Source organism: Allobosea sp. 67-29, from assembly GCF_001898115.1.
In the GTDB taxonomy this organism is placed as follows: domain Bacteria; phylum Pseudomonadota; class Alphaproteobacteria; order Rhizobiales; family Beijerinckiaceae; genus Allobosea.
This window is the reverse complement of sequence record NZ_MKSQ01000005.1, coordinates 566,194-591,993: the sequence shown is the minus strand read 5'-3', so window position 1 is coordinate 591,993 and position 25,800 is coordinate 566,194. Positions and strand designations below refer to the sequence as shown.

23 protein-coding genes are annotated in these 25,800 nt (G+C 66.9%); 17 read left to right on the top strand and 6 right to left on the bottom strand.

Features of this window, described 5'->3' with window-relative positions; all coding sequences use genetic code 11:
• Positions 1-76: 76 nt before the first annotated feature.
• On the bottom strand, positions 77-1,606 hold the full coding sequence (asnB, locus tag BGO20_RS03310) for an asparagine synthase (glutamine-hydrolyzing) (protein WP_291663385.1): 1,530 nt from the start codon (positions 1,604-1,606) through the stop codon (positions 77-79).
• Between the two features lie 279 nt (positions 1,607-1,885).
• Between asnB and BGO20_RS03305 the strand changes: the two genes are divergently transcribed.
• The 4 genes from BGO20_RS03305 to BGO20_RS03290 are packed head-to-tail and all read left to right on the top strand — an operon-like array spanning position 1,886 to position 5,307.
• On the top strand, positions 1,886-2,539 hold the full coding sequence (locus BGO20_RS03305) for an ABC transporter permease (protein WP_291663384.1): 654 nt from the start codon (positions 1,886-1,888) through the stop codon (positions 2,537-2,539).
• Positions 2,536-3,648, top strand: coding sequence for an ABC transporter ATP-binding protein (locus BGO20_RS03300; RefSeq protein WP_291663382.1), 1,113 nt, complete (start codon positions 2,536-2,538; stop codon positions 3,646-3,648). Before BGO20_RS03305 ends, BGO20_RS03300 begins: the two co-directional genes overlap by 4 nt.
• The gene (locus tag BGO20_RS03295; RefSeq protein ID WP_291663380.1) at positions 3,641-4,381 is read left to right on the top strand and encodes an ABC transporter permease; all 741 of its coding nucleotides are present in this window, start codon (positions 3,641-3,643) and stop codon (positions 4,379-4,381) included. Before BGO20_RS03300 ends, BGO20_RS03295 begins: the two co-directional genes overlap by 8 nt.
• Before the next feature lie 38 nt (positions 4,382-4,419).
• Positions 4,420-5,307: a glycine betaine ABC transporter substrate-binding protein gene (locus tag BGO20_RS03290; RefSeq protein WP_291663379.1), complete on the top strand. Its 888-nt coding sequence runs from the start codon at positions 4,420-4,422 to the stop codon at positions 5,305-5,307.
• A 268-nt stretch (positions 5,308-5,575) separates the two neighbouring features.
• Here the strand turns inward: BGO20_RS03290 and BGO20_RS03285 are convergent, their stop codons facing one another.
• From BGO20_RS03285 to BGO20_RS03270, 4 genes are all read right to left on the bottom strand, one after another.
• Entirely contained in the window at positions 5,576-6,811 is a 1,236-nt protein-coding gene (locus BGO20_RS03285) for an anion transporter (protein WP_291663377.1), read from the bottom strand.
• Positions 6,812-6,816: 5 nt separating this feature from the next.
• Complete coding sequence (locus BGO20_RS03280; RefSeq protein WP_291663376.1) at positions 6,817-8,130, bottom strand: MFS transporter; 1,314 nt, start codon at positions 8,128-8,130, stop codon at positions 6,817-6,819.
• A 781-nt stretch (positions 8,131-8,911) separates the two neighbouring features.
• A complete protein-coding gene (locus BGO20_RS03275; protein WP_291663375.1) occupies positions 8,912-9,751 on the bottom strand; it encodes a nickel/cobalt efflux transporter in 840 nt (279 codons plus the stop codon).
• Positions 9,752-9,758: 7 nt separating this feature from the next.
• Entirely contained in the window at positions 9,759-10,037 is a 279-nt protein-coding gene (locus BGO20_RS03270; protein WP_291663374.1) for a metal/formaldehyde-sensitive transcriptional repressor, read from the bottom strand.
• Positions 10,038-10,258: 221 nt separating this feature from the next.
• On the opposite strand from BGO20_RS03270, the gene BGO20_RS03265 reads away from it, so the two are divergent.
• Positions 10,259-13,603: an autotransporter outer membrane beta-barrel domain-containing protein gene (locus BGO20_RS03265; RefSeq protein ID WP_291663373.1), complete on the top strand. Its 3,345-nt coding sequence runs from the start codon at positions 10,259-10,261 to the stop codon at positions 13,601-13,603.
• 231 nt (positions 13,604-13,834) lie between these two features.
• Here the strand turns inward: BGO20_RS03265 and BGO20_RS03260 are convergent, their stop codons facing one another.
• Positions 13,835-14,215, bottom strand: coding sequence for a cupin domain-containing protein (locus tag BGO20_RS03260; protein WP_291663372.1), 381 nt, complete (start codon positions 14,213-14,215; stop codon positions 13,835-13,837).
• Here BGO20_RS03260 and BGO20_RS03255 point away from each other — a divergent pair.
• The 12 genes from BGO20_RS03255 (at position 14,214) to BGO20_RS03200 (ending at position 25,786) form a co-directional block, all read left to right on the top strand.
• Positions 14,214-15,869 (top strand): FAD-dependent oxidoreductase, encoded by a 1,656-nt coding sequence (locus tag BGO20_RS03255; protein ID WP_362888762.1) that lies wholly within the window; start codon positions 14,214-14,216, stop codon positions 15,867-15,869. The genes BGO20_RS03260 and BGO20_RS03255 overlap by 2 nt on opposite strands.
• A gap of 57 nt (positions 15,870-15,926) precedes the next feature.
• Positions 15,927-16,982: a TRAP transporter substrate-binding protein DctP gene (dctP, locus tag BGO20_RS03250; RefSeq protein WP_291663370.1), complete on the top strand. Its 1,056-nt coding sequence runs from the start codon at positions 15,927-15,929 to the stop codon at positions 16,980-16,982.
• Between the two features lie 64 nt (positions 16,983-17,046).
• Entirely contained in the window at positions 17,047-17,562 is a 516-nt protein-coding gene (locus BGO20_RS03245; protein ID WP_291663369.1) for a TRAP transporter small permease subunit, read from the top strand.
• On the top strand, positions 17,559-18,875 hold the full coding sequence (locus BGO20_RS03240) for a TRAP transporter large permease (protein ID WP_291663368.1): 1,317 nt from the start codon (positions 17,559-17,561) through the stop codon (positions 18,873-18,875). The genes BGO20_RS03245 and BGO20_RS03240 overlap by 4 nt, the downstream gene beginning before the upstream one ends.
• A 25-nt stretch (positions 18,876-18,900) precedes the next feature.
• Positions 18,901-19,416, top strand: coding sequence for a cupin domain-containing protein (locus tag BGO20_RS03235; RefSeq protein WP_291663366.1), 516 nt, complete (start codon positions 18,901-18,903; stop codon positions 19,414-19,416).
• A gap of 7 nt (positions 19,417-19,423) precedes the next feature.
• Positions 19,424-19,738: an NIPSNAP family protein gene (locus tag BGO20_RS03230; protein ID WP_291663364.1), complete on the top strand. Its 315-nt coding sequence runs from the start codon at positions 19,424-19,426 to the stop codon at positions 19,736-19,738.
• An 8-nt stretch (positions 19,739-19,746) separates the two neighbouring features.
• Entirely contained in the window at positions 19,747-20,553 is an 807-nt protein-coding gene (locus tag BGO20_RS03225) for an alpha/beta fold hydrolase (protein WP_291663363.1), read from the top strand.
• Positions 20,550-21,347, top strand: a complete 798-nt coding sequence (locus BGO20_RS03220; RefSeq protein ID WP_291663361.1) for an aspartate dehydrogenase — start codon at positions 20,550-20,552, stop codon at positions 21,345-21,347. The genes BGO20_RS03225 and BGO20_RS03220 overlap by 4 nt, the downstream gene beginning before the upstream one ends.
• A gap of 104 nt (positions 21,348-21,451) precedes the next feature.
• On the top strand, positions 21,452-22,234 hold the full coding sequence (locus BGO20_RS03215; protein WP_291663359.1) for an SDR family oxidoreductase: 783 nt from the start codon (positions 21,452-21,454) through the stop codon (positions 22,232-22,234).
• A 4-nt stretch (positions 22,235-22,238) separates the two neighbouring features.
• Positions 22,239-23,006, top strand: coding sequence for an SDR family NAD(P)-dependent oxidoreductase (locus BGO20_RS03210; protein ID WP_291663356.1), 768 nt, complete (start codon positions 22,239-22,241; stop codon positions 23,004-23,006).
• A gap of 48 nt (positions 23,007-23,054) precedes the next feature.
• On the top strand, positions 23,055-24,017 hold the full coding sequence (locus BGO20_RS03205) for a dihydrodipicolinate synthase family protein (RefSeq protein ID WP_291663354.1): 963 nt from the start codon (positions 23,055-23,057) through the stop codon (positions 24,015-24,017).
• Positions 24,018-24,037: 20 nt separating this feature from the next.
• Entirely contained in the window at positions 24,038-25,786 is a 1,749-nt protein-coding gene (locus tag BGO20_RS03200; protein WP_291663352.1) for an NADH:flavin oxidoreductase, read from the top strand.
• Positions 25,787-25,800: the final 14 nt, after the last annotated feature.

The following is a 25,800-nucleotide window of genomic DNA, read 5'->3' as shown; positions in this document are numbered from 1 at the left end:
CCGACATCATGAAAGCCTTGATGGGGCGGCCATGACCGAGAAGGAGCGCGGAGGACGGGCGCCTCGACGCCTGGCCTCAGGCCGCCACGCGATTGGCGTTCCACTGCCCGGCCTGGCTCAGGATCATCTCGGGATCGGCGAAGCGCTCGCGAAGAATCTCGCGATACAGCGCCTCCTCGCGCAGGCGGGGGACCTCCCCCTCGCCTCCGACGATGAGCCGCAGCGCCTGCTGCAGGGCTTCGACCGTTCCCGACCCCTCATCGAACTGCGCCTTCTTGCGCCAGACGAGATCCGCCGGAAGCAGATCGGCGCAAGCCTTCCGCAGCAGCCATTTCTCGGTGGTGGGTCCGGTCGCTTCCGGCGCGTCCGGATCGGTGCGGCGCAGCTTCAACTCCGCCGGCACGGACTGCGCGAAGGCGATCAGGTCCCGATCGAGGAACGGCGTGCGCGCCTCCAGCGACTCCGCCATGGTCATTCGGTCGACGCGCTGGAGATTGATGTTGTGCATCGCTCCCAGGCTGCGGGTCAGCTCGTCCGCAAGCGCGCGCGGGTCCTCGACATAGTCGTGGTGATAGGCATAGCCCGCGAAGAGCTCGTCCGCCCCCTCGCCGGTCAGGACCGCCTTGACATGGCGCCGTGCCAGCCGGGCCGCGAAAAGCGTGGGCACGGCGCTGCGGACGAGATCGGCATCGGCGCTTTCGAGGTGGTAGATGACGTGCGGCAGGTTCTCGGCGATATCCCGCGCCGAGAAGCTGTATTCGTGATGATCGGAGCCGATATGGCCGGCGACGCGCCTGGCGGCGCGCAGATCGGGCGAGCCGGCGGTACCCACGGCAAAGGTCTTCAACGGGGCTCGCCCGGCTGCCAGCCTGACCTTCTGGGCGATCGCGGCGATGACCGAGCTATCGAGGCCGCCGGACAGGAAGGAGCCGACCTCGACATCGGCAACCATCCATTTGGCGACAGCCTCCTCCAGCGTGAGGCGCAACTCGCCGGCGACCGCATCGACATCCAAGCCGGGCTCGGCTGCGGCCGCCCCGGAGGGGACGCGATACCAGTGCCTCAGGCCACCCGCGCTGTCGAACAGCGCGCCGGGAGGAAGCGCGGTGATGTCGTCAAAGCCGAGCCCGTCGAACGCCTTCAGCTCCGAAGCAAAAGCCAGCCCCTTCCCGCGTCTCGCCATGTAGAGTGGCTTGATGCCCAGCGGGTCACGCGCCGCGACGATCCGATCCGGCGTCGCGAGCACGAAGGCGAACATGCCGTCGAGGCGGTTGACCCAGCGCTGCGCCCCGCTGCGGAAGAGGTGAAGAATAGTCTCGCTGTCGCTCGTCGTCCGAAAGATATCCGGGTCCAAAATCGCCCTGAGATCGCCGTGATTATAGATCTCCCCGTTCGCGACAAGTATCTCTGAATCAACGGCAATAGGCTGGACGCCGTCTTCGGCGCCGATGATCGCCAGCCGGCAATGCCCCATCGCAAGCGGCACCCCCCTTGGCCGGGCGACCTGCGTCGCATCCGGGCCCCGATGGCCGAGGCGCGCGAGCATCGTTTCGATCAGGCTCCCGCCTACGTCATCGACCTTCCAAAGACACACAAAACCACACATGGACCGTCTCGTTCTTCTCTCACTGTCTGGCGAATTGGGTTGGGCGAAAGGCAGAGTCGAAAAGATGGATCTTTAAGATTCTAAAGAACAAACTCGCCTTTCGACTTTCGATCTCAGCAATAAATTTTGATACGAATTTCCCTAAGTCCCAATCAAAGTTATGAACACTTTAGTTCAAGTAATATCCGCTCGTCAAAATAGACTACATAAATTCCTCATTTTTTTCAGGAAAGGGGTTGTCACGAACCGATATCCTGCTTTAGGAATCGCCGCGAGGCAATGGACATTTTAAATTACATTATCGACAACTGGGGGCTTATAGCCACCCGGACGGGCGAACATGTTGCCATCGTCGGTGTCGCGGTCGCTCTGGCGATCGCCACCGGCGTGCCGATCGGCGTGGCCATCACCCAGAACCGCCGCGTCGCCGATGCCGTGCTCTATGTCGCGTCGATCATGATCACCATCCCCTCGATCGCCCTGTTCGGGATGATGATTCCGGTGCTCTCACTGATCGGTCACGGCATCGGCTACCTGCCGGCGGTGATCGCCGTGTTGCTGTACTCGCAGCTTCCGATCATCCGGAATACCTATGCCTCTCTCAGTAATATTGATCCGGCTCTGCGTGAAGCTGCGCGAGGCATGGGGCTGACCCGGATGCAACGGCTGTGCGAGGTCGAGCTCCCGATCGCCGTGCCCGTGATCATGGCCGGCGTGCGCGTCGCCGTTGTAATGAACATCGGCGTCACGGCGATCGCGACCTATATCGGCGCCGGCGGGCTCGGCGCCTTCATCGCACGCGGCATCAGCCAGACCGACCCGCGCCAGCTCGTCACCGGCGCACTCGCGGTCAGCATTCTTGCCGTCGTCGCCGATCTCGCCCTGCTCGGGCTGCAGAAGCGACTGACCTCCCCGGGACTCAGGAAACGATGATCCGACTGGACCAAGTCAGCAAAACCTTCCCAGGCACCACCATGCCGGCCGTCGACCGCGTCTCGCTCGAGGTGGCGGAAGGCGAAATCTGCGTGCTGCTTGGCCCCTCCGGCTGCGGCAAGACCACGACGATGAAGATGGTCAACCGCCTGATCCAGCCGAGCGCGGGGGATATCTTCATCGATGGCCGCAACACCTCCGACTACGACGTGACACAGCTGCGGCGCAGCATCGGCTACGTCATCCAGCAGATCGGCCTGTTTCCGAACAAGACGATCGAGGACAACATCTGTATCGTCCCCGACATCCTCGGCTGGGACCGGCGCAAATCGCGCCAACGGGCGGCCGATCTGCTCGAGATGGTCGCGCTCGATCCCGGCGTGTTCCTCAAGCGCTATCCGAAGGAATTGTCCGGTGGTCAGCAGCAGCGCATCGGCGTTCTGCGCGCCATTGCGGCGGATCCGCCCGTCCTGCTGATGGACGAGCCCTTCGGCGCCATCGATCCGATCAACCGCGTCATCATCCAGGACGAGTTCCTGAAGATGCAGGCGCAGATCCGCAAGACGATCCTCTTCGTCAGCCACGACATCGACGAGGCGGTCAAGATGGCCGACAGGATCGCCATCTTCCGCAACGGCAGGCTCGTCCAGTACGACACGCCCGACACCATGCTGGCCCATCCGGCGAACGAGTTCGTTTCCGATTTCGTCGGCGGCGACCGCACGCTCAAGCGCCTGCAACTGCTCACCGTCCGCGACGCGATGATCGCCGATCCGCCGAGGGTCCGGGCGGCGGACAGCCTGCAGCAGGCCGCAGCCGCGATGGAGGCGCACGGCCATCAGTCGATCGTCCTGGTCGGCCCGCGCGGCAGGGCGCGCGGCTACATAAACCTGCAGATGGCGCGCAGCGGCAACGGAACGGTCGGAGAGAATTACGAAGCCCTGCCCACCACCATAAGGCCGCAGGAGGACTTGCGCACCGCGGTCTCGACCATGTTCCGGCACGACACGCTGTGGCTGGCCTGCGTCGACGACGACGGAATGTTCGTCGGCTATGTCACGCTGCGCGGCATCACCCATCTGCTCTCAGAGACCTATCGGGATGGCTGATGTCCTGGCGCCCGGCATGATCGCGCAGATGCGCCGGAACGCGGCCCATCTCTGCATTTTCCTGCTCGGGGCCTGGGCCTGGGGCAGCGGGCTCCTGCCCGGCCTGTTGGAGAGATGGGAGGACATCGCCTATCTCGGCCAGCAGCATGTCGAGCTGGTCGCCCTCTCGGGCGGCGCGGCGATCCTGTTCGGCGTGCCGCTCGGCATCGTGCTGACACGGCCTCGCTTCCGCCGGATCGGCGATGCCGCGGTGCAGATCCTCAACATCGGCGCCACCATCCCGACGCTGGCGGTGCTGGCCTTGTCCATGAGCCTGCTAGGCCTCGGCGATAGGCCGGCCGTCTTCGCGCTATTCATCGCGTCGCTCCTGCCCATCGTCAGCAACACGATGGCCGGCTTGCGCGACGTGCCGCCCGCGCTGCTCGAGGCCGCGCGCGGCATGGGCCTGTCGCCGCGCCACACGCTCCTGCAGGTCGAGCTGCCGAACAGCCTGTTCGTCATCTACACCGGCATCCGTACGGCGCTCGCGATCAATGTCGGCACCGTTCCCCTGGCCTTCCTGATCGGCGGCGGCGGGCTCGGCGAGCTGATCTTCACCGGCATCGCCCTGAACGAATTCGGGACGATGCTTGCCGGCGCCATCCCGACGGCCCTCCTGGCGGTCCTGATCGATTTCATCGTGGCCCAGCTTCAGTTCTGGACCATCCCCCGCGGTGTCAATCCGCTGCGCTGACCGCCGGGCTTTTCAGCAACGAATACAAGGAGATTCCCATGAAGCTCTCATCCCGGATTCTTGCCGTGGCGGCGATCGCGGCCGCCTGGGCGATGCCGGTGCAGGCCAAGCCGATCGTCGTCGGCGGCAAGAACTTCACCGAGCAGCTTCTGCTGACCGAGATCACGGCGCAGCTTCTCGCGAAGAAGGGCTTCGAGGTCGAGAAGCGGGACGGGTTGGGTTCGCAGGTCCTGCGCGACGCGCAGGTGAATGGCCAGGTCGACGTGTACTGGGAGTACACCGGCACCTCGCTCGTGACCTACAACAAGGTCAAGGAGCGGCTGAACGCCAAGGACACCTATGAGCGCGTCAAGGCGCTGGATGCGAAGCGAGGGCTGACGTGGCTCAAGCCCTCGGCCGCGAACAACACCTATGCGCTCGCCGTCCGCCAGGAGAACCCCAAGACGGACGCCATCAAGACGCTGTCGGATCTCGCAGCCGCCTTCAATAGCGGCAAGGACAAGCCGGTCATCGCGGTCAATGCGGAATTCCCGGGCCGCCCCGATGGCCTGCCGGGCCTGCAGTCGACCTATGGCTTCAAGACGAGCCGCGCCAATCTGCGCTCGATGGATTCCGGGCTGACCTACCAGGCCCTCAAGGACGGGCAAGTCGATGTCGCGCTGGTCTTCGCAACCGACGGGCGGATCAAGGGCTTCAAGTTTCGCGTCCTGACCGACGACAAGGGCTTCTTCCCCGATTACGCCGCCGTTCCGGTCGTCCGTACCGAGGTGCTGAAGGCCAATCCGAAGCTCGGCCAAGCGCTCGAGGCTCTCTCGGCCAAGCTCGACGACAAGGTCCTGCAGGGTCTCAATGCCAGGGTCGATGTCGAGAAGGCCTCGATCCCGGATGTCTCGCGAGAGTTCCTCAAGACCGCAGGCCTCATCTGAAGAAACGGGAGCGCCTCGCGGCATCGGTAGCGGTGCGCGCGGGGCGCTCCCGCCGGATTTGCGGCTCGATCGTCAACGGTTCGTGTCGCTGGCCCAAACCGACACACGGAGCGCTGGCCGCCTTCAGCGTCAGCGCCGATTGCGGAGATCGAGGATCTTCCAGAAGACCCAATCGGTGATCGATACGACGGCTTCCAGCGTCCGATTAAAGCAAGAAATGTCCTGCCGCAGCCGGAATTCGCTGCTTACGCGACGACAGCCGGCGCTCTCATCGACCCAGCACAAGCACTCCGATGGCCATGGTGACCGCGGTAAGCGGCGCCCCAACCCTGAAATAAGTCCAGAAATCGATCCTGACGCCGTCCTTGGCGGCGCGCTCGGCCACGATCAGATTGGCGACCGAGCCCAGCAGCGTGAAGTTTCCGGCGAGGGTCGATGCCATCGCCACGACGAGCCAGGCGTGAGTCGGGTCCTGCAACTGCTCGACGAAAGGCTTCAGCACCAGCACGGCCGGAACGTTGCTGACGAGGTTGGAGAGAACGGCGGTGACGCCGGTCAGCAGCGCGACGTTGCCGAGGTCGACATGCGCGGCCCGGGCGAGGACATCCTTGGTCAGAACCGCATGCTCCAGCCCGGCCACCACGACGAAGAGGCCGGCGAACATCAAGAGCAGCTGGCCGTCGATCTCGGCATAGACCTTCTTCGGCTCGATACGCCGCGTCAGCAGCAGCAGCGCAGCCGCGCAGATCGCGACCTTGGCCACGGGCTGCCCCGTGAAGAACAGCCCGATCATGGCCACCGAGACCAGGGCGGACTTGGCCGCGAGCCAGCCATGATAATGGGACGGGACGGTGACGCGCGGCAGGCCTCGCCTCGTGAGGAATTCGCGCGGGTTGAGCACCAGCAGGACGAGGATCGTGACCAGCAGACCCGCTGCGGCGACCGGCGCCAGCGCCGCGGCGAAGGCGCCGTAGGACATCCCCGACAGGTTGCCGATGATCATGTTCTGCGGATTGCCGGTGATCGTCGCGGTGGAGCCGACATTGGAGGACAGCGCGACCGCGATCAGATAGGGCACCGGATTGCGGCCGAGCGCTCGGGTCAGCGTGATCACGATCGGCGTCATCACCAGGCAGATGGCGTCGTTGACGAGGACTGCGGACAGCAGGCCGGTCGTCACCACCACCGCCACCAGGAGCAGCGCCGGGTGATGTGCCCGGCCGGCCGCCCAGCCGGTCACCATGCGAAAGAAGCCGGAAAGCCGGAGATTGGCGACGACGATCATCATGCCGAGCAGCAGCGTGATGGTGTCGAGATCGATAGCCCGATAGGCCTGCTCCAGCGAAAGGACGCCGCAGGCGACCATCAAGCCCGCGCCGATCAGCGCCGCGCCGGCCCGGTCGACGCGCAGACCCGGCATCCGGCCGATGGCGACCGCCACATAGGTCGCGAGGAAGATCGCGACCGCGGCGATCTGCGTCGCGCTGAGCCCCCAAACCGTCATTGCCGTCACGCCGCCTGCTCGCCCGTCGTCGCACGCGCCGGGACGGCGTCATGGTCGGTCGGCGGCTGATAGTCGCGCGTTTCAGGCATGGCAACGAGATAGATCACGAATCCGCAAGCGGCGATGGCAGCGAGTGCCAGAAAGGCCGCCGCATAGCTCGCCTGCACGATGATCACGCCGGCAAGCGAGGCCGACAGCGCCGCGCCGGCGCCCTGAAAGGTCGCGACCGCGCCCTGCGCGACGTTGAATCGGCCGGTGCCACGGGTGAGGTCGGCGACCACGATCGGAAAGAGCGCGCCGAAGATGCCCGCCCCGACCCCGTCCAGCGCCTGGACCGCGACCAGCCAGAACGGATTGTCGGAGAGGACGTAGAGCGCGCCGCGCAGCGCCAGCACGCCGAAGGCGGCGAGGAAGACCGGCTTGCGGCCCCAGGCATCGGCCTTGGCGCCGACCATGACCGCCATCGGCACCATGACGCATTGCGCGGCGACGATGCAGATCGCGACCAGCGAGGTCGCCTGGTCCTTGCCGACGACGCGAGCGAGCAACTGCCCGACCGAGGTCAGCATCGCGGCATTCGAGAGATGGAAGACGGCGCAGAGCAACGCGAACAGCATCAGGTGGCGGTTCCTCAGCAGAGCCTTCAATCCAGACGGCTTCTCTCCCTCGACGGCCTCGTCGAGCCCGCGAGCGAGATCGTCGTCGATTTCACTCTCCGGCACCATCAGCATGGCTGCGATGCTGAGAACCGCAAGGATCGCCATCAGCCAGAACACCACGGCAGGGCCGAAGAAATAGGCGGTCCCGCCCGCCAGCGCCGCCGAGACGGCATTGCCGAAGTGATTGAACGCCTCGTTGCGGCCGATGCGCCTGGAAAACATCTTCGGACCGACGAGGCCGAGCGTGATCGCAGCCAGGGCCGGCGGGAAGACCGCACCCGCGACCGCCGCCACCGACTGCGTGCCGACGACGAGGTAGAAGCTTTCGATGAAAGGCAGCGCGATGCAGGAGAGCGTCACCGCGATCGCCGCGGCGATGACCATCGCCGGTTTGTGGCGGCCCCTGTCGATGGCGGCGCCGGCCGGCGTCTGCGCGATCAGTCCGACGATGCCGGCAATCGTCATGACGAGGCCGATGGTAGCCTCGTTCCAGCCCCGCTCCGGACCGCGCACGGCGATGAGGTAGATCGCCAGATAGGGCCCGAGGCCGTCGCGCACGTCGGCCAGGAAGAAGTTCAGGGCATCGAGGCCCAAAAGTGCGCGCCTGGTTGGCCGGCGCTGTCCCGGCGCCTCGAAGAATCCCGGGTTCGGCAGCGGCATCGGGACCTCTCTCGCCAGGACATCGGGGTCTTCTCGGGTCGCGAGAAAGCCTCTTGCGAGGCTGGCGCGGCCTCAACATGGAGAGCCGCCCGCTGGTTCCCTGCGCACCTCGCGTTGCGTGCTGATGAAACACGAGCGAATGGTCGGCCCATTGTCTTCTCCGGTGTCCCCGCAAGACGCCGAAAGCGTGGAGCGGCGCGCGAAAGTTGATCTGACGCAAATCACGACCCCGGGTTCGGCACTAGCATGAGCGCATCAGTTCGAGGGAGGTCGCCATGAGAACGACGGTCAGGCACGGACCGAACGGCTACGATTCAGCCCCGCCGGTCTTCACGCTCGAAACGGCCGGGGACTGCTCGCGAAACGCCGGATCGAGGCGCTCACGGTCCAGGACGGATGCAGCTTTCGCGAGCGGCAGGCATTGAGGGCGGCCATCGAAAACTGGGAAAAGAGGTCGGCCTCCCGCCGGCGCAGCCCGGGATAATCCCCCGCCCGAGCGCAAGATCGCGCCGGATCGCGATCGCGATGCAGCGGCATCCGCTGACCCGTCAGCGTCGGCAGCGAGGCCCGTTCTCGATCGCGGATCGGCCATCGGCCTCGGCGCGGATGCCGCAGCGCCGGACTCACGCAGCCTCCAGCTTCGCGCCCCGGAATGGCGCCCCGCCTCTCGGACCGAACGGGCAGCGGCGCGACCGGGTGGCGGTGGGGATGAAGGGCCCGGGCCAAGGTCGCTCCGGCCGACACGTCGGCAACGGCCCGCGAGCAGTCCTCCGCACCGTCGTCAGGGCAGAGAGGTCCAGCCGCTCCAGCCGATGTAGAGCCCGACGATCAGGATCAGCGCGGCGCTGAAATACGGCGCCCGGCGGGCCACCCGATCGAAGGCTCCCGACCAGCGTTTTTCAGCATGGCGCATGCCGATAGCGGCTGCCACGCCGACGCCGACCATCACGACGGCAAGGCCGATGGAGAAGCACAGCACCAGGGTCGCGCCGAGCGTGAATTCCTTGAGCTGAAGACAGAGCAGCAAGACGGTGATGGCCGCCGGGCACGGGATCAGGCCACCCGTCAAGCCGAACAGCGCAATCTGCCAGGTGGTTACCTTTCGACCGGCAAATCGCCGCTCGATGTCCCGCGCATGAGCGCGCTCATGTGCATCTTGAAACGCGGTTTGGCCGGCCGTCTTCTGCTCGCTGGAATCGCTATGGACATGAGCATGCCCGTGATGATGGTGGTGGTGATGGTCATGATCATCGTGACGATGCCCGTGCGCCGCGAGCTCGTCTTGCCGCGTGCGCCACAGCATCCAAGCTGCAACACCGATCACAATGACGGCCGATGCGAGCTGAAAATAAGGTTCTGACGTCTTCACGTCGAAGCTGTTCGCGTAATGAAGCCCGACGAGCGCGACGACCCAGACGACGAGCGTGTGCGACAGCGCCGCAGACAGGCCGAGCAGAATGGCCTGTGGCACGCTGCCTCGAATCGCGACGATAAAGGCCGCCATCATCGTCTTCGAATGGCCCGGCTCCAACCCGTGCAGCGCACCCAGCAGGATGGCGGACGGGATAAAGAACCAGGCATGCGCCACACCTTGCTGGAGCAGCTCCGAGAACGGGGTCATCGCGCGGTCACTTCAGATAGGTGCGGATGAGTTCCAGCAACTGTTGGGCAGCGTCGTCGTTGAGCGCACCGGGATGCTTGTCAGGGTCGACGAGGTGGTGAAGCACATGGCCCTCGACAACCTCGGCCATCAGGCCGGCCGTCGCCCCCCTCACGGCAGCGATCAACGGCATGATGCGGTCGCAGCCGGCTTCGGTTTCCAGCGCTCGCTCGATCGCTTCGACCTGACCTTTGATGCGGCGGACGCGCGCGATCAGCTTCTGCTTCTCATAGATGGTGTGCGACATCTCTGGATTATAGGATAGGGGGGTATCCTATACAAGTCTCTCGCCCGCGTCAGTAACGGCGGGCATCGGCCTCGCATTATCCGGCTTCCGCCATTCCGCTGTTTCAAAAATAGTCAGTCCGGATCTCGCCTGCAGGCGTTGTCGTCGCGCATCCGATCGGCAACAGAAGCCCTGCTGGTGGGGACATCGCTTTGCTTGCGCCGACGAATTTCGATGTCGTGATGCCTTTTGGCCTTGCCGAAAGGCGACCGGGCGCATGGCTTGCAGCGCGGCTGCTCACTGGCACGGCCTTGCCACTGCTGGCGGCGAGGCTGATCGTACCTGCGCTGGGGCTCTGGTTGCTAGCCGGCACGCAATCAGCCTTGGCTCAGTCGGTGACGGGAACGGGCGACATCAACCCAAGCGTACCCGCGCCGCCGCTCCCTGTCTGGTCTGTCGGCGGCGCACTCAATGTTGGCAATGCCGGCACCGGCACGCTGACCATCGCCGATGGCGGCACGGTCCAGGGCACCACCTGGAGCTCTATCGGAAAGAACGGCAGCGGCAGCGGCACGGTGACCGTGACGGGCGCCGGCTCGGCCTGGTACGGCACCATCATCGAAATTGGCAATGCCGGCACGCTGAGCGTCGAAAAAGGTGGTCATGTCAGCACGGCTGCGATGCTTTTGTCCGGAACGACTGGCGGCACGCTGAACCTGCTCGGCGATGCCATCGATGGACGCGGCGTCCTGGAGATCAATTACCTGATCGGCAATTACGGGACCGTCAATCTGAACGGCGGCATCCTGCGCGCACGCATGAATCACGCGTCGTTCTTCGACAGCGTCGGCGGGCAGACCATCGGCGCGAACGGTGCTTTCTTCGACAGCAACGGCTATGACATCGTCGTCTCGGTCAGCTTCGACGGCTCGGGCGGCCTGACCAAGCTCGGCGCCGGCACGCTCGTTCTGTCAGGCTCGAACAGCTATACGGGCGATACACTGGTGCAGGCCGGCCGGCTGGTTGGCGACACCGCCTCCAGCTTCTCGTTGGACTCCAATGTCACGGTGTCGGCCGGAGCGACACTCGCCGTTTCCGGAGGGATCGTTGCGGCGGTCGGCTCTCTTTCGGGGGCGGGCAGCGTCGAGATCGCTTCAGGCGCGACGCTGATCACGGGAACGACGGACCAGAGCAAGACCTTCTCCGGGAGCTTCTCGGGCGACGGCGCTCTCGGCTTCACTGGCGCGGGAATGCAGATCTATACGGGCACCGGCACGCTGGGGGGCGGCTTCGCCACATGCGTTTGCGCCACCGGCCAATTCGTGGTCCGGGGGGGATCGCTGACCCTCGGCGACGATGTCAAAGTTCAGGGCGGCACGCTTCTCGTCGATCAGGGCGGCCAACTCGACAATGGCGGCGGGACCCTTCTTGTCGCCTCCAAGGTTACGGTCGACGGAGCGGGCTCCGCCATCTCGACCGGCATCACGCTGGTCCAGAGCTTCGCTGGCACGACCTCGCTCACCATTTCGGGCGGCGCATCGCTGACCGGCAGCGGCGGAGCCAGCCTGATCGGTTTCGGCGGCTCGGCCGAAGCGCTCGTCAGCGGAAACGGCTCACGATGGATCGTGGGTGGAGGCGGGCTCTCGATCGCCCCAGGAGCGACCACGGCGAGTTCGGTCACGGTGGCCGAAGGGGGTGAGCTTCGCATCGCGTCCGGAGACCTGCAGATCGCGGCGCTCGGCCGGTTGAACATCGGCAATGGCGGCCGCGCCGGCCGCATCGACGTCGCTTCCGGGGCGATCGTCAACGACGGCGCGATCGTCGCGAATTTCACCGACAGCTACAGCTATTCCGGCACGATTGTCGGCAGCGGGTCGCTCACCAAGACCGGGCCCGGGACGCTGACGCTCTCCGGCACGAACAGCTACGACGGCGCGACGCTGGTCAACGGCGGCAAGCTGGTCGTGAACGGCACGATCGCGTCGTCATCGGGCGTGACGGTTGCTGCGGGCGCGGCGATCGGCGGTTCGGGCATCGTGCCCTCGCTGACGGTCAACGGGACCCTCGCTCCGGGCAATTCGCCGGGAACGATGACGGTCAGCGGCAACCTGACCCTGGCTGCGGGCTCGGCCTACGAGGCCGAGGTTCAGGGTGCGGTTTCCGACCGGGTCAACGTCTCCGGCACGGCGGCGCTGGCCGGCACGCTGAAGATCATCCCGCTCGGCGGCGCCTACGCGTTCAACAGTCCCTACACGCTGCTTTCGGCAACGGGCGGCCGCAACGGCACGTTCAGCCCGGTCGACGCGACCGGGCCTTTCGGCGATGGCGTCACCACGACGGTGAGTTACACCGCCACCGACGTCCGATTGACGCTGGCTCCGAAGCCGCTGACGCCGATCGTCGCGACGCCGCGCCTCGGCGTCGCCGCCCCGGCGAACGCTTACGCCGTCGCGGCGGCGATCGACGGCGCGGTCGCGGCCGGAGGCGACCCATCCGCGCTGTTCGGGATCTATAACCTGTCGGCGGTCGCGATCCCGGCCGCGGTCAACCAGCTCTCGGGCGAAATCCATAGTGCCGCGCCGGCGCTGGCGAACCTCGCCTCCGACCAGTTCCTGCGCGCCATGCTCGATCCGATGGCGGCCGGCCGGCTGCCCCCCGGCGCTCCCGGGCCGGGCACCGCCGCCTTCGCGGGGCTGGCGCGGCGGCAGGGTGATCGGACGCCGGCGCCGACGCGGCTCGATACGCCGGCTTATTCGATCTGGGGGACGGCCTTCGGCTCCCATGGCCGCAGCGACGGCGACGCCGCGGCCGGCTCGGCCCGGCGCGGTCTCGACGACGCCCATCTCGCCACCGGCATCGATATTCGGCTGATGCCGGGCACCGTCGCCGGTCTCGCGGTGGCCGGCGGCAAGGCCCGCGCCTCGCTGCCCGGGCTCTTGGGCAAGATCGACGCCGAGGTCTTCCAGGCCGGCCTCTACGGCGTGAGCCAGCTTGGCCCGGTCAAGCTCGGCGCGGCCGCGAGCTATGCCAGGCTCGACAACGATGTCAGCCGCGGTATCCCCGCGCTTGGCGCAAGCCTGTCCTCGTCCTACGAGACCACGGCCTGGAGCGGCCGGTTGCAGGCGAGCGTCGCGGCGTTCTCGTGGAACCGGCTGAGCTTCTCGCCGCTGGCCGCGCTGCAGGCCACGCGGGCGCGCAACCCGGCGCTGACCGAGACGAACTGGGCCGGAGCCAGTGCCGGAGCGCTCAGGCTGGCTAAGCGCAGCGCGGTCTCCTCGCGCGGCGAGCTCGGCCTGCAGATCGACGCCGACGGCGTCTTCGGCGGGATGCCGATCACCGGCTACGTCCGGGCGGCGTGGGCGCATTCCTTCCAACGCGATGCCGATCTGACGGCGAGCCTCGTCGGCCTGCCGGCTGCGGCCTTCACCGCGACCGGAGCAAAGGCCGACCGCGACAGCGCGCTCCTTGCCGCCGGTGTCAGCGCTAGGCTGGGCGAACGCGTCACCCTCGGCTTCAACCTCGATGGCGAGCTTGCCGCCAACAGCAACCGCATCGGCGCGTCGGCCCAGTTCAGGGTCAGGTTCTGAGCGCCGTCCAACCCCAGCACCTGACCTGCAACGCGCGACGCATCGTCGCCTTACGGGTGCGGCTCATGACGGCGTCCAGCCCGAACTGAAGCGACCGCCTTTTTTGCGGCTTCCGAGCCGAGACCGGCGGAATGCTGTTCTCCAACCGCCAAGCCGCAGCGCCAAGCGACATTGCCGCGCCGTCATCGCCGATGCCGGGTACGGTGATCAGCCGCCCGTTGCAGCGCACGCCTAAGGCGTGTACCGGCGCGACAGTTCCGCCCGGTCGTCGTAGCTCGCCTCGAAGATCGAGGCCGCCAGCGTGGCACGCACCTTGAGGATGCCGGTCCCGACATTCTTGAAGCCATGCTTCGCGCCTGCCGGAATGAGCACGGAGACGTTGGGCTGCACGATGCGGCTTTCGCCGTTGAGATGGATCTCGGCCACGCCCTCCATCACTTCCAGCACCTCTTCGACGGCATGGATGTGCAGCGGAGCGCCGAGGCCAGGATCACAGAACTGCTCGAAGATGCAGAGCTGATGGGCCTTCACCAGGGCCGAGACCCGCATCCGGGTCATCACGCCGTCCCGCCAGGCCTCCAGCGGCTGCGTCTCGTGCTCAAGAAGGTCCATGGCCGGCTCCCGATCGATCATTCCTGACGCATCCGGCGTAGCGCGAGTCGGGACGATCCTCCAGACCGCGCCACGCGGGTCCATCCGCGCTGCGACCTGCAGAGATCCCGTTGACAGCCATGGCGTCCTATCCATACTTACCTACATGTCAGTAACCTCATCGGCAATGGCTGTCGACATCATTGTGGTCGGAGGCGGCGGCGCGGGGCTGATGGCCGCCCTGGCCGCGTCCGCAGCGGGCCGCAGCGTGCTGCTCCTCGAGAAATGCGCCGCACTCGGCGGCACGACCGCGCTCTCGGTCGGAACGATCTGCGCGACGGCGACGCGCCTGCAGGCCGCGAGCGGGATCCGGGACAATCCGGATTCGCACTACGCCGACATGGAAAGGTTCATCGGCCCGCTGCTGGACCGCGACAGCCCGGCGCTGCGCCGCGTTCTCGTCGACGAGGTGGCGGAAACGATCCGTCAGCTGGAGGCTCTCGGCGTGACCTTCATGGGCCCGCTGCCGGAACCGCCGCACAGCCAGCCGCGCCTGCATGCGATCCTGCCGCATGCGCGCGGCTACATCCGCCACCTCGCGGCCGCCTGCCGTGCGAACGGCGTCGCCGTTCGGACCAATGCCCGCGCGACCGCGCTCACGACCGAGGCCGGGCGCGTCACCGGCGTCGAACTCGCCCGCCCCGGCGCGGCGCCGGAGCGCATCGCGGCACGCCATGGCGTGATCCTTGCCTCGGGGGATTTCAGCTCGGCGGACAGGGACTACAAGCGGAGATTCATGAGCGGCCCGCTGCTCGACATCGACGGGATCAATCCCGCCAGCACGGGCGACGGCCAACGCATGGCCGAAACCGTCGGGGCCGAGGTGGTGAACGGAGACCTCGCCTGGGGCCCGGAGATCCGCTTCCTTGCCCCGCCCCGCCCGAGCATCGTCTCACGCATGCCGACGCACCGCCTGGCTGCGCGCGCGCTGCTCACGGCCATGCGCTGGCTTCCGGCACGGCTGCTGCGGCCGGTCTTGCTGCGCTTCGTCACGACCTATCTCGCGCCCTCGCTTCGGCTGTTCGAGCAAGGGGCAGTCCTCGTCAACCAGGCGGGTGAACGCTTCTGCGACGAGCGCGAGCGGCCCCAGGACGAAATCGGGCGCCAGCCCGGGCAGCAGGCCTGGATCGTCATGGACGATGCGATCGCCCGCCGGTTCTCGACCTGGCCCTTCTTCATCTCGACCGCGCCTGGCGTCGGCTATGCCTATCTGCCGGACTACGCCCGCTCGCGCCCCGACATCTACGCCTGCGCGCCGACGCTGGAGGAGCTGGCCAAGAGGCTGGGCCTGCCGGGCCGGGCGCTGGCGGCAAGCGTGGACAGGCATAATGCCGGCCTGGCCGCCACCGCCATGCGCAAGCCTATGACGCAGGGGCCGTTCCATGCGCTCGGGCCGGCGAAATCCTGGATCGTCTTCAGCGAGGGCGGCCTGCGCATCGATACCGGCTTCCGCGTCCTGCACCGCTCCGGCAGGCCGATCCCCGGCCTGTTCGCGGCCGGCTCAGCCGGACAGGGCGGCGTCCTTCTCGAAGGCCACGGGCATCATCTCGCCTGGGCCTTCACCTCGGGCCGGCTCGCCGGCCTTCAAGCCTCTGACCTGGCCCGGGCGGCCTGAACACGGCCCGCGCCACGTCGAGATTGCCAACCAGTCAAACACAGAGGGGAAAGACAAATGGCATTCAGGACATTCGCCGCCGCCGCGACCATCGCCGGCATGACGCTCGCGGGCGGAGCCGCGTTGGCCCAGAACAAGATGGAACTCAACATGGCGACGCCCTGGCCCGGCGGCCACTGGCTCGACATCGGAGCGAAGCGCTACGCCGAGATCGTGCAGCAGATCACCGACGGCCGCATCAAGATCAACGTCTTCCCGGCCGGGGCGCTCGGCCCGGCGCTGAAGGTGACGGAAACGGTGCAGAAGGGCGTCGCCGACATGGGCCATGCCTGGCCGGGCTATGACTGGGCGGTCGACCGCACCGGCGCGATCTTCTCGGGCTGGCCCGGCGGGCCCAACCCGGAAGAGATGATGATGTGGCTCTACAACGGCAACGGCGGCAAGCTCTGGAAGGAATGGCGCAAGGAGAAATTCGACGTCGTCGCGATTCCCTGCGGCGTGCTCGAAACCGAAATCTTCATGCATTCCCACAAGCCCGTGCGCACGCCTGAGGACATGAAGGGGCTCAAGCTGCGCACCTCCTCCTCCTGGGCCGAGATCGCGCCGATGCTCGGGGCCTCGACGGTGGTTCTGCCCGGCTCCGAGGTGTTCTCGGCGCTGGAGCGCAAGGTCGTCGACGCCATCGAATGGGGCGGCCCCGGCGGCAACCTGCAGGAAGGCTTCAACAAGGTGGCGAAATACGTCGTGATGCCGGGGCTGCACTCGCCGAGCGCGGCGCATGACTGCATCTTCAACAAGGATGTCTGGGCCAAGATCGGCGACAAGGACAAGGCGCTGCTGGAGACGGCCGGCAAGGCGACCATGCTCGAGACCTATCTCGGCTACGCCAAGCTCGACGTCGACGCCTACAAGAAGATGAAGGAAAATCCGAACAACGAGTTCGTCACGGTCGACAAGAGTCTCGTCGAGGCCGTCGGCAAGGTCTCGACGGAATGGGCGCAGAAGCAGTCCGCGTCCAACGAATGGTTCAAGAAGGTCTATGAGGATCAGGCCGCGTTCCTGACCTCGGTCAAGCCGCTCGGCGAATTCCGCTTCGCCATCGGCTCGCGCTGACGATCCTGCCGGAGCGGCGTCCCCGTGTCGCCGCTCCCTGGCCTTCGAAGGGATCGCGCAGCGCATGCCACTCGTCAAACTCATCGGCTGGCTCTCGCTATGGTCCGGCAGGGCCGGCGCGCTTCTGGTGCTGCCGCTCGTCCTCGCCATGGTCTACGAGGTCGTGAGCCGCTACTTCTTCGCCGCTCCGACGCAATGGGCCTTCGAGCTCAGCTACATGATGATGGGCACGATCTTCCTGCTCGGCCTCTCCTACGCCCTGCTGGTCGACCAGCACGTCAACGTCGACTTCATCCACCAGAAGCTGCCGAAACGCGGCGTCGCGCTGATCGACGCCATCGGCTATGCCGTCCTCGCCGGAATGCTGCTCTGGTTGACGCAGGCGCTGATCGGCAACGCGATGTCCGTCTACCGCACCGGCGAGGGCTCGGGCCTTTCGGCCTGGAATCCGAAGATCTGGCCATATCGGACGATCTATGTGATCGGCTTCGCGCTGTTCGGGCTGCAAAGCGCCGCCCGCGCCGCCGAGAACCTGATGATCGTCGCCCTGGGCACGACCGATGCGGAGCGCGCGCCATGAGCTCCCAGATCGTCCTGTGGATGTTTCCGGCGCTGATGCTGCTGATCTTCCTCGGCTTCCCCGTCGCCTTCTCGATGATGCTGACCGCGCTCGGCTTCGGGCTCATGCGCTTCGGCGGAACGCTCGTTCACCAGTTCGCCCAGCGCGTCGACGACGTCGCGACGAACTACGTGCTCGGCGCGATCCCGCTCTTCATCTTCATGGGCTCGATCCTGGAGCGCGCGGGGATCGCCGAGCGCTTGTTCGACGCGCTCTATATGTGGACGCGCCGGATGCCGGGCGGCCTGGCCGTCGCCGCGCTGATGATGTGCACGATCTTCGCCGCGGCGAGCGGCGTGGTCGGCGCGACCGAGACGCTCGTCGGCATGCTGGCCATCCCCGCGATGATGAAGCGCCGGTACGATCCCAAGCTGATTTCAGGCACGATCTGCGGCGGCGGCTCGCTCGGCACCATCATTCCACCGTCGGTGCCGGTGGTCGTGCTCGCGCCGATCGCGACCCTTCCGGTCGGCGACCTCTTGGCGGGCATCCTTCTGCCCGGGCTGCTCATGTCGAGCCTGTTCATCCTGTACATCGTCGTGGTCTGCGCGATGAAGCCTGAGCTGGCGCCGCCGGAGACCGAGCCCGATCCGCGCAGCCTCGGCGAGAAGCTGAAATTCACGGCCACCGCCCTCGTTCCGCCCGGCATCCTGATCTTCACCGTGCTCGGCACGCTGTTCATGGGCCTCGCCACCCCGACGGAAGCGGCCGCCTGCGGCTCCTTCGGCGTCTTCCTGCTGGCCATCCTCTACGGGCGGATGTCCTGGAGCGTGCTGTACCAGGCCTCGATCCAGACCGTCTCGCTGACGGCGATGATCCTGGCGATCGTGCTCGCCGGCTCGATGTTCTCCGGCGTCTTCTTCGCCTCGGGCGGCATGGCGGCGACGCAGGGCATCCTGAGGGAGTTCGGCCTCTCGCCCTGGTCGGTGATGGCGATCATCCTGTTCATCGCCTTCCTGCTCGGCTTCATCGTCGATCTGATCTCGATCGTGCTGATCCTGGTGCCGATCTCGATGCCGCTGGTGAAGCAGTTCGGGATCGACCCGATCTGGTTCTCGGTGATCTTCCTGGTGATGCTGCAGACCAGCTACCTGACCCCACCGATGGCGCCGTCGATCTTCTATCTGAAGGCGATCGCGCCACCGGAAATCCGGCTGAAGGACATGTATTGGGGAGTGATTCCCTTCATCTGCTGCCAGGTGATCGTCCTCGTCCTCCTGATCACCTTCCCGCAGCTCGCGACCTGGATGCCGCGAATGATGTACGGAAACTGAGCGCATGCGCGCGACGGAGGATCCGATGACGACGAACGAGGCGGTGGGCCGGGCTCTCGTGCTCGGTCCCGAGGACGGCGAGAGCTTCTGGCAGCCCGTGCCGGCCAACGGCTACGTTCGCAACCTGCTCAATACCGCCAAGACCGGCGGCGCGAGCCGCTTCTCGATGGGCACGCAGACGGTGGCGCCGCAATGCTCCATTCGCGAGCATGTCCACGACGCCCACGAGGAGGTCATCTTCGTCTTCGAGGGGCGCGGCATCGCGCGCATCGACGGTGTCGACCATCCGATCGAACGGGGCTCTTGCGCCTATATCGGGCAGGGGCTCAGGCATCATTTCCTCAACCCCAACGACGAGCCGCTGAGCTTCACCTTCCTGCTCATGCCAGGTGGGCTCGACGAGTTCTTCGCGCGGATCGGGCGGCCGAAACGGACGGGGGAACCGGCCCCGGCGCCGTTCCCAAGGCCGGAGAACATCGCCGAAATCGAGCGCGAGACCGTCTTCGGCTGGGTCGATTCCAGTTTCGACGCGAAAAGGTGAGCGAACAATGATCTACGAAGAGCGCGACTATCGCATCAAGGCCGGCAAGCTGGCCGAATTCGTGAAACTCTACGGAGAGTTCGGCCTGCCCCTGCAGAAGGAACATCTCGGCACCTTCCACGCCTATTTCACCACCGAGATCGGCGAGCTCAACCATGTCGTCGCGCTGTGGAGCTATGAAAGCCTGGACGATCGCGCCGCCCGCCGCCGCCGGATGCTGGCCGATCCGCGCTGGCAGGACTATCTGCGCCGCGTCGACGGGCTGATCGATATCCAGAACAGCCGCATCCTCACCCCCGTTTCCTATTCGCCGCTGCAATGAGCGCGGCGGTGAAAGCGGATGGCAGCTTCGAGGTCGCGCTGCCGGACGGCGCCCGGCTCAGATGCTGGTCCGAAGGGTCGGGGCCACCGCTGCTGCTGGTCAGCGGCCTCGGCGGAACCGCTGGTTTCTGGAAAGGAGCCTCCGCGACGCTGAGCCGGCAGTTTCGCGTGCTGCGCTTCGACCAGCGCGGCATCGGCGCGAGCAGCCGCGGCAGCGCCCCCTGCACCATCGCGCAGCTCGCGGCCGATTGCCTCGCCGTGCTCGATGCGGCCGGCATCGAAAGCTGCGTGATGCTCGGTCATTCGACCGGCGGCTGCATCGGCCAGGCTCTCGGGACAATGGCGCCGGAACGGCTGCGCGGCCTCATCCTGAGCGCGAGCTGGCTGAGGCCCGGCCGCTACATGAGCGCGCTCTTCGGCGCACGGCGGGCCATCCTCGACCCGTTGCCGGAGGCCTATGCGGCAAGCTCCGCGCTGATGGCCTACCCGCCTGCCTGGCTCGAGGCGAACTGGCCGGTCTTCGAGGCGGCGGCGGCCGCAGCCCCGCAGACGCCGGAAGCGCGCCAGATCGTCCGGGAGCGCATCGACGCCCTCCTGGCCTTCGACGGCAGCGCGGACGCCGGAGCCCTCACCATGCCGCTGCTCGTGCTGGGGGCACGCGACGACCTGATCGTCCCCGCCTTCCTTCAGGAGGAGCTGGCTGCGGCCCTGCTCGAGCCGACGCTGATCCTGCTCGACAGCGGCGGCCACTTCTTCCCGAACTCGCGCCCCGACGCGTTTACGGCGAAAGTCGCGGAATGGATCGGAATGCTGTGAGTCCACGACGCATCCTCCTGATCGGCTATGGCGCGATCGCGGCCGAGCTTTCGGAAGCGTTGCGGCAGCGAGGCCATATGGTGACGACGCTGTTGCGCGCCGGTTCACGCTCGCGCGAGCGCGTCCCCGAAGGCGTGATGATCGCAGCCACGCTTGACGAAGCCGCCACCTTCGCGCCTGAGCTCGTGGTCGAGGCTGCCGGGCATGAAGCCGTCCGCGAAATCGTGCCGGACTGCCTGTCGCGCGGCCTACCGGTTCTGATCTCCTCGATCGGGGCCTTGCATGACGATTTGCTCTTCGAGCGCCTCGCCGGCCTTGCCGGCAGCCATGGCGGCCGCCTGCTGCTCGCATCCGGCGCGCTCGGGGCCCTCGACTATATCCGCGCAGCGCGCGCGGCCGACGGACTCTCGGTCGCCTATGAATCGCGAAAACCTCCTGCCGCCTGGGCTGCGGAACTGCGTGCGCTCGGGCACGATCCGGAGGCGCTGGCATCGCCGGTCACCCTGTTCGAGGGAACCGCCCGCGAGGCGGCGGCCGCCTATCCGCAGAATCTCAACGTCGCAGCGGCGCTCGCGCTTGCCGGGCCCGGCTTCGAGGCAACGCGGGTCGCGGTCGTCTGCGATCCGGACGCCACGGGAAATACCCACTCCGTCAGGGCCCAGAGCGAATACGGCACCATGGCGATCACCATCGCGAACCGGCCCTCGCCCACCAATCCCAAATCGTCCTGGATCGTGTCACGCTCCCTGCTGGCGGCGGTCGAGCAGTATTTCTCGCCTGTCGTGATGCTTTAGGCGCAGGGCTCCATGCCGGCAGCGGGTTGCAAGGGAACGCGGACAGGGTTGATACTTACCAACATGTAAGTCAGCCTTGTCCGACAACGGGAGCAGGAGGTTCCATGAAGCTCGACGGTCGTATCGCGATCATCACCGGGGGCGGCTCGGGCATCGGCCATGAGGCCTGCAAGCTCTTCGCCGCCGAGGGAGCGACGGTCATCGTCGCCGACCGCAATGCGGAGGCGGCAAGGGCCGTCGCCGACGAGATCTCCGCCGCCGGCGGCAAGGCGGAGCCGCATGCCGTCGATGTCGCCAACGAGGCGCAGATCGCGGCGATGGTCGCCGCCGTCGTCGCGGAGCACGGCCGCATCGACATCCTCGTCAACAATGCCGGCTACGGCATCGCGGGAACCGTGGTCTCGACCTCGGAGGCCGATTGGGACGCCCTGATGGCGGTCAACGTCAAGGGCGTCTATCTCGGCTGCAAGCACGTCATCCCGGTCATGGAACGCAATGGCGGCGGCGCCATCGTCTCCACGGCCTCTGCCGCCGCCAATATCGGCATTCACGACCGCGCCGCCTATGTCGCCTCGAAGGGCGCCGTCGCCGCGCTGACGCGGGCCATGGCGATCGACCATGTCGATGCCGGCATCCGGATCAACGCCGTCGCGCCGGGCACGATCGAATCGCCCTATTTCGCCAGGATCCTCAGCGGCCCCGACGGCGCCGAACTGCGTCGCGGCCTCGAGGAGCGCCAGGCGATGGAGCGCCTCGGCAAGCCGGTCGAGATCGCCCAGGCGATGCTCTGGCTCGCCAGCGACGACGCCTCCTTCTGCACCGGCACCGTGATGGTGGTCGATGGCGGCTGGACCGCCCGCGGCGACCGCAAACTCAAGAAGGCTTGATCCGATGTACGGCTTGAAGGGGAAGAAGGCGATCGTCACCGGTGGCGCCTACGGCATCGGCAAGAGCATCGCTGCGCGTCTCCTGGCGGAAGGCTGCGACGTCGGCATCTTCGATCTCGACGGCGCAGCGGCCGACGCGACCGCGCGCGAACTCGGCGCGGCGGGCAGAATCGTCTGCGCCAGCGGCGACGTCTCGGACAAGGCGGCGGTCGAAAACGGCATCGGCGCGCTGATGGCAGCGCTCGGTCCCATCGACATCCTCGTCAACAACGCCGGCATCTGCCGCGTCGGCAAGCTGCTGGACATGAGCGATGCCGACTGGCAGGCGACTTTCGGCATCAATGTGGACGGGTTGTTCCATGTGACGCGAAAGGTCGCGCCGCAGATGGTCGAGCGCCGCGGCGGCGCCATCGTCAACATCGCATCCTGGATGGGGAAGTCCGGCGCCGCGGCCTATGGCGCCTATTGCGCCTCGAAATTCGCGGTCGTGGCGATGACCCAGTCGCTCGCCTGCGAGATCGGCGAGTTCGGCGTGCGGGTCAACGCGGTGGGGCCCGGCCTGATCGTCGATACCAAGATGCGCGACGAATCCGAGGCGCAGCGCAAGGCGGAAGGGCTGCCGAGCGCCCACGACCGGGCGCAGGGCATTCCCCTGCGCCGACCGGGCTATCCCGACGACATCGCCCGCGCCGTCCTGTTCCTGGCCTCCGACGAGGCGGCCTACATCACCGGCGAGACGATCAGCGTGACCGGCGGCCTCTGGAACGATTGAGGTTTCCGGGGTCGCCCCGCCGGAACAACCAGCAAACGGAGATCGACGATGCGACGTTTCAAGGACTTCCGCCCGGCCGGCGTCATTCCGGCGACGCTTCTCGCGCTCGACCACGACATGAGCATCGACGAGCGCCAGACGCGCCGACACCTGCGCGACTGCGCGCTGGTCGACGGGGTCGCGGCCGTCACCGTCAACGGCCACGCCTCCGAGGTTCATGCCTGCAGCTTCGAGGAGCAGCAGCAGATCCTGGCCGCTTCGCTGGCCGAAGTCGGCGACGATGTCCCGCTGATCAACGGGATCTATGCCGACGGATCGATCGAGGCGGCGAGGATCGCCGCGATGGCGGACCGGGAAGGTGCCTCGGCGCTGCTGGTCTTTCCGCCCAACAGCATGGCGATGGGAGGGCAGCTGCGGCCGGAGATGGCGCTCGCGCATTACCGGCGCATCGCCGATGCCACCGATCTGCCCATCATCGCCTTCCAGTATCCGATGGCCGGCGGGCTGGGCTTCACCTTCGACACGCTGCTTGCCCTGTTTGACGAAGTCCCGACCATCGCCGCGATCAAGGACTGGTCGAACGATGCCATGCTGCACGAGAAGCACATTCGCACCTTCCAGAATCTGCCCCGGCCGGTGAATGTCCTCACCACCCACTCGTCCTGGCTCATGGCTTCACTGACGCTGGGCTGCAACGGGCTGCTCTCGGGCTCGGGCTCCGTGATCGCGGACCTGCAGGTTGCCCTGTTCCGCGCGGTCCAGGCCGGCGATCTGAAGGCGGCGCAGGCCATCAACGATCGCATCGTCCCCCTGTCGCAGGCGTTCTACGCGCCGCCCTTCCTCGACATGCACAACCGCATGAAGGAGGCACTGGTCCTGCTCGGCCGTCTCGACAAGGCGGTCGTGCGCCCGCCTCTGGTCAAGATCACGGACGCCGAGATCGCCCGCATCGGCCAGGCGCTCAAGCAAGCCGGAATCGGGCGCGACGGCGCCTTGCCGTTGGCGGCCTGACGCCGACGAGGCAAGCGACAATGGCGCGCGACGGGAACAGTCCCCTCTTCTCGCCAGGCCGCATCGGCCCGCTTCATCTCGAGAATCGCGTGATCATGGCGCCCATGACCACGCGCCATGCCGATGCCGAGGGCTTCGTGACCGAGGACGGGCTCGCCTATTACGGCGCGCGCGCGGCAGGCGGCGTCGGGCTCGTCACGGTCGAGATGGCGGCGCCGGAGCCGGCGGGCAAGCATCGCCGCTTCGAACTCGGCATCAGCGACGACCGTTTCCTGCCGGGCCTTTCACGGCTTGTCGAGCTGATCCATGAGCAGGGCGCGAAAGCCTCGATCCAGCTCGGCCACGGTGGGGGACACACACGGCGCGACATCTGCGGCGAGGAGCCGGTGGCGCCCTCCGCGATTCCGCACAGCGTTCAGGAAGGCCATACCGAAGTCATCGTCCCGCGGGCGATGAGCGAGGCCCGCATCGCCGCCTGCGTGGAAGCCTTCGCGCAGGCCGCGAGGCGCGCGGGCGCCGCCGGCTTCGACGCGGTCGAGATCCACGCCGCGCACGGCTATCTGATCTCACAGTTCCTCAACCCGCTCGAGAACCGCCGGGAGGACCGCTATGGCGGCCCGCTCGCAAACCGCGCGCGCTTCGGCCTCGAGATCCTGCGTGCCGTGAAGGCTGCCGTACCGGGTCTCGCCGTGATCTTCCGGATGAATGGCCACGACTTTTTCGAGCACGGCATGACGGCTCCGGAGGCCGTGGAGATCGCACGCTGGGCTGCGCAGGCCGGCGCGGATGCAATCCACGTAACGGGCGGCCATTATCGTTCGCAACCCTCCGCGGCGATCATGATCCCGCCGATGGCGACGCCGCCGACCCCGTTCCTCGGCTTCGCGCGCGCCGTCAAGGCAGCGGTTCCGGTCCCTGTCATCGGCGTCGGTCGCCTTGGCGATCCCGCGCGGGCGGGGGCGGCGATTGCGGCCGGCGATATCGACTTCGTCGCACTCGGCCGCCCGCTGCTGGCCGATCCCGACTGGGTCGCCCATGCGAGGGCAGGTGGCGAGGTGCGTCGCTGTCTCGCCTGCAACTCCTGCGTCGACGGCATGCGGACCGGCAGCAGGCTGCATTGCATCGTCAATCCCACGACCGGCCGCGAGCGTGCCTTCGCCCAGGCCAGGAACTTGCTGAACGGGAAGCGGATCGCTGTGATCGGCGCCGGTCCCGCCGGGCTGACCTATGCCGGGCTGGCGGCGGCGCAAAACCGGGTCACGCTGTTCGAACGCAGCACCGAGCCCGGAGGCGCGCTGCGGCTGGCCGGGCTCGCGCCGCTCTATCAGGGCGTGGCCGCGGATCCGCAGAGTCTCATCGCGCATGGCGATGCCGCGCTCCTTCTCTGCAGGCAGCGCGGCGTTCAGATCGAGATGGCAAGCGATCCGACGATGAAGCCGGAGCAGCTCGCCGGTTTCGATCACATCGTCGTTGCGACTGGCGCGACTTATCGCGGTGGGCTTGGCACGGCCGTGCGCGCCATGCTCGCGACAGGCTTGGCCCGGCATTGGCCCTTGAAGGCCGCGGCCTCGCATGAGGGGTTGCGCGACTGGTTCTATCATCGGGCGCGCGAGCCCGGTGGCCCCAGGGTCGCGGCGCGGCTCGCAGGCCTTGGCATTCCCATCGAGATCATCGGCGACGCGCTGGTGCCCGGCAAGACGCAGGCGGCAATCGCCAGCGCCTACGCGGCCGCCTATGGTCGCATGGATGCCGCAGCCGCCTCCGCGTGATAGGCAGCTCGCAC

Bases quoted from the DNA above. Each gene is read 5' to 3' on its own strand.
- BGO20_RS03265 (WP_291663373.1), top strand. From the start codon at position 10,259: ATGCCTTTTGGCCTTGCCGAAAGGCGACCGGGCGCATGGCTTGCAGCG.
- BGO20_RS03275 (WP_291663375.1), bottom strand. From the start codon at position 9,751: ATGACCCCGTTCTCGGAGCTGCTCCAGCAAGGTGTGGCGCATGCCTGG.
- BGO20_RS03260 (WP_291663372.1), bottom strand. From the start codon at position 14,215: ATGGACCTTCTTGAGCACGAGACGCAGCCGCTGGAGGCCTGGCGGGAC.
- BGO20_RS03280 (WP_291663376.1), bottom strand. From the start codon at position 8,130: ATGCCGCTGCCGAACCCGGGATTCTTCGAGGCGCCGGGACAGCGCCGG.
- BGO20_RS03240 (WP_291663368.1), top strand. From the start codon at position 17,559: ATGAGCTCCCAGATCGTCCTGTGGATGTTTCCGGCGCTGATGCTGCTG.
- BGO20_RS03245 (WP_291663369.1), top strand. From the start codon at position 17,047: ATGCCACTCGTCAAACTCATCGGCTGGCTCTCGCTATGGTCCGGCAGG.
- BGO20_RS03235 (WP_291663366.1), top strand. From the start codon at position 18,901: ATGACGACGAACGAGGCGGTGGGCCGGGCTCTCGTGCTCGGTCCCGAG.
- asnB (WP_291663385.1), bottom strand. From the start codon at position 1,606: ATGTGTGGTTTTGTGTGTCTTTGGAAGGTCGATGACGTAGGCGGGAGC.
- BGO20_RS03230 (WP_291663364.1), top strand. From the start codon at position 19,424: ATGATCTACGAAGAGCGCGACTATCGCATCAAGGCCGGCAAGCTGGCC.
- BGO20_RS03305 (WP_291663384.1), top strand. From the start codon at position 1,886: ATGGACATTTTAAATTACATTATCGACAACTGGGGGCTTATAGCCACC.
- BGO20_RS03205 (WP_291663354.1), top strand. From the start codon at position 23,055: ATGCGACGTTTCAAGGACTTCCGCCCGGCCGGCGTCATTCCGGCGACG.
- dctP (WP_291663370.1), top strand. From the start codon at position 15,927: ATGGCATTCAGGACATTCGCCGCCGCCGCGACCATCGCCGGCATGACG.
- BGO20_RS03210 (WP_291663356.1), top strand. From the start codon at position 22,239: ATGTACGGCTTGAAGGGGAAGAAGGCGATCGTCACCGGTGGCGCCTAC.
- BGO20_RS03200 (WP_291663352.1), top strand. From the start codon at position 24,038: ATGGCGCGCGACGGGAACAGTCCCCTCTTCTCGCCAGGCCGCATCGGC.
- BGO20_RS03270 (WP_291663374.1), bottom strand. From the start codon at position 10,037: ATGTCGCACACCATCTATGAGAAGCAGAAGCTGATCGCGCGCGTCCGC.
- BGO20_RS03295 (WP_291663380.1), top strand. From the start codon at position 3,641: ATGGCTGATGTCCTGGCGCCCGGCATGATCGCGCAGATGCGCCGGAAC.
- BGO20_RS03300 (WP_291663382.1), top strand. From the start codon at position 2,536: ATGATCCGACTGGACCAAGTCAGCAAAACCTTCCCAGGCACCACCATG.
- BGO20_RS03285 (WP_291663377.1), bottom strand. From the start codon at position 6,811: ATGACGGTTTGGGGGCTCAGCGCGACGCAGATCGCCGCGGTCGCGATC.
- BGO20_RS03215 (WP_291663359.1), top strand. From the start codon at position 21,452: ATGAAGCTCGACGGTCGTATCGCGATCATCACCGGGGGCGGCTCGGGC.
- BGO20_RS03290 (WP_291663379.1), top strand. From the start codon at position 4,420: ATGAAGCTCTCATCCCGGATTCTTGCCGTGGCGGCGATCGCGGCCGCC.
- BGO20_RS03255 (WP_362888762.1), top strand. From the start codon at position 14,214: ATGGCCGGCTCCCGATCGATCATTCCTGACGCATCCGGCGTAGCGCGA.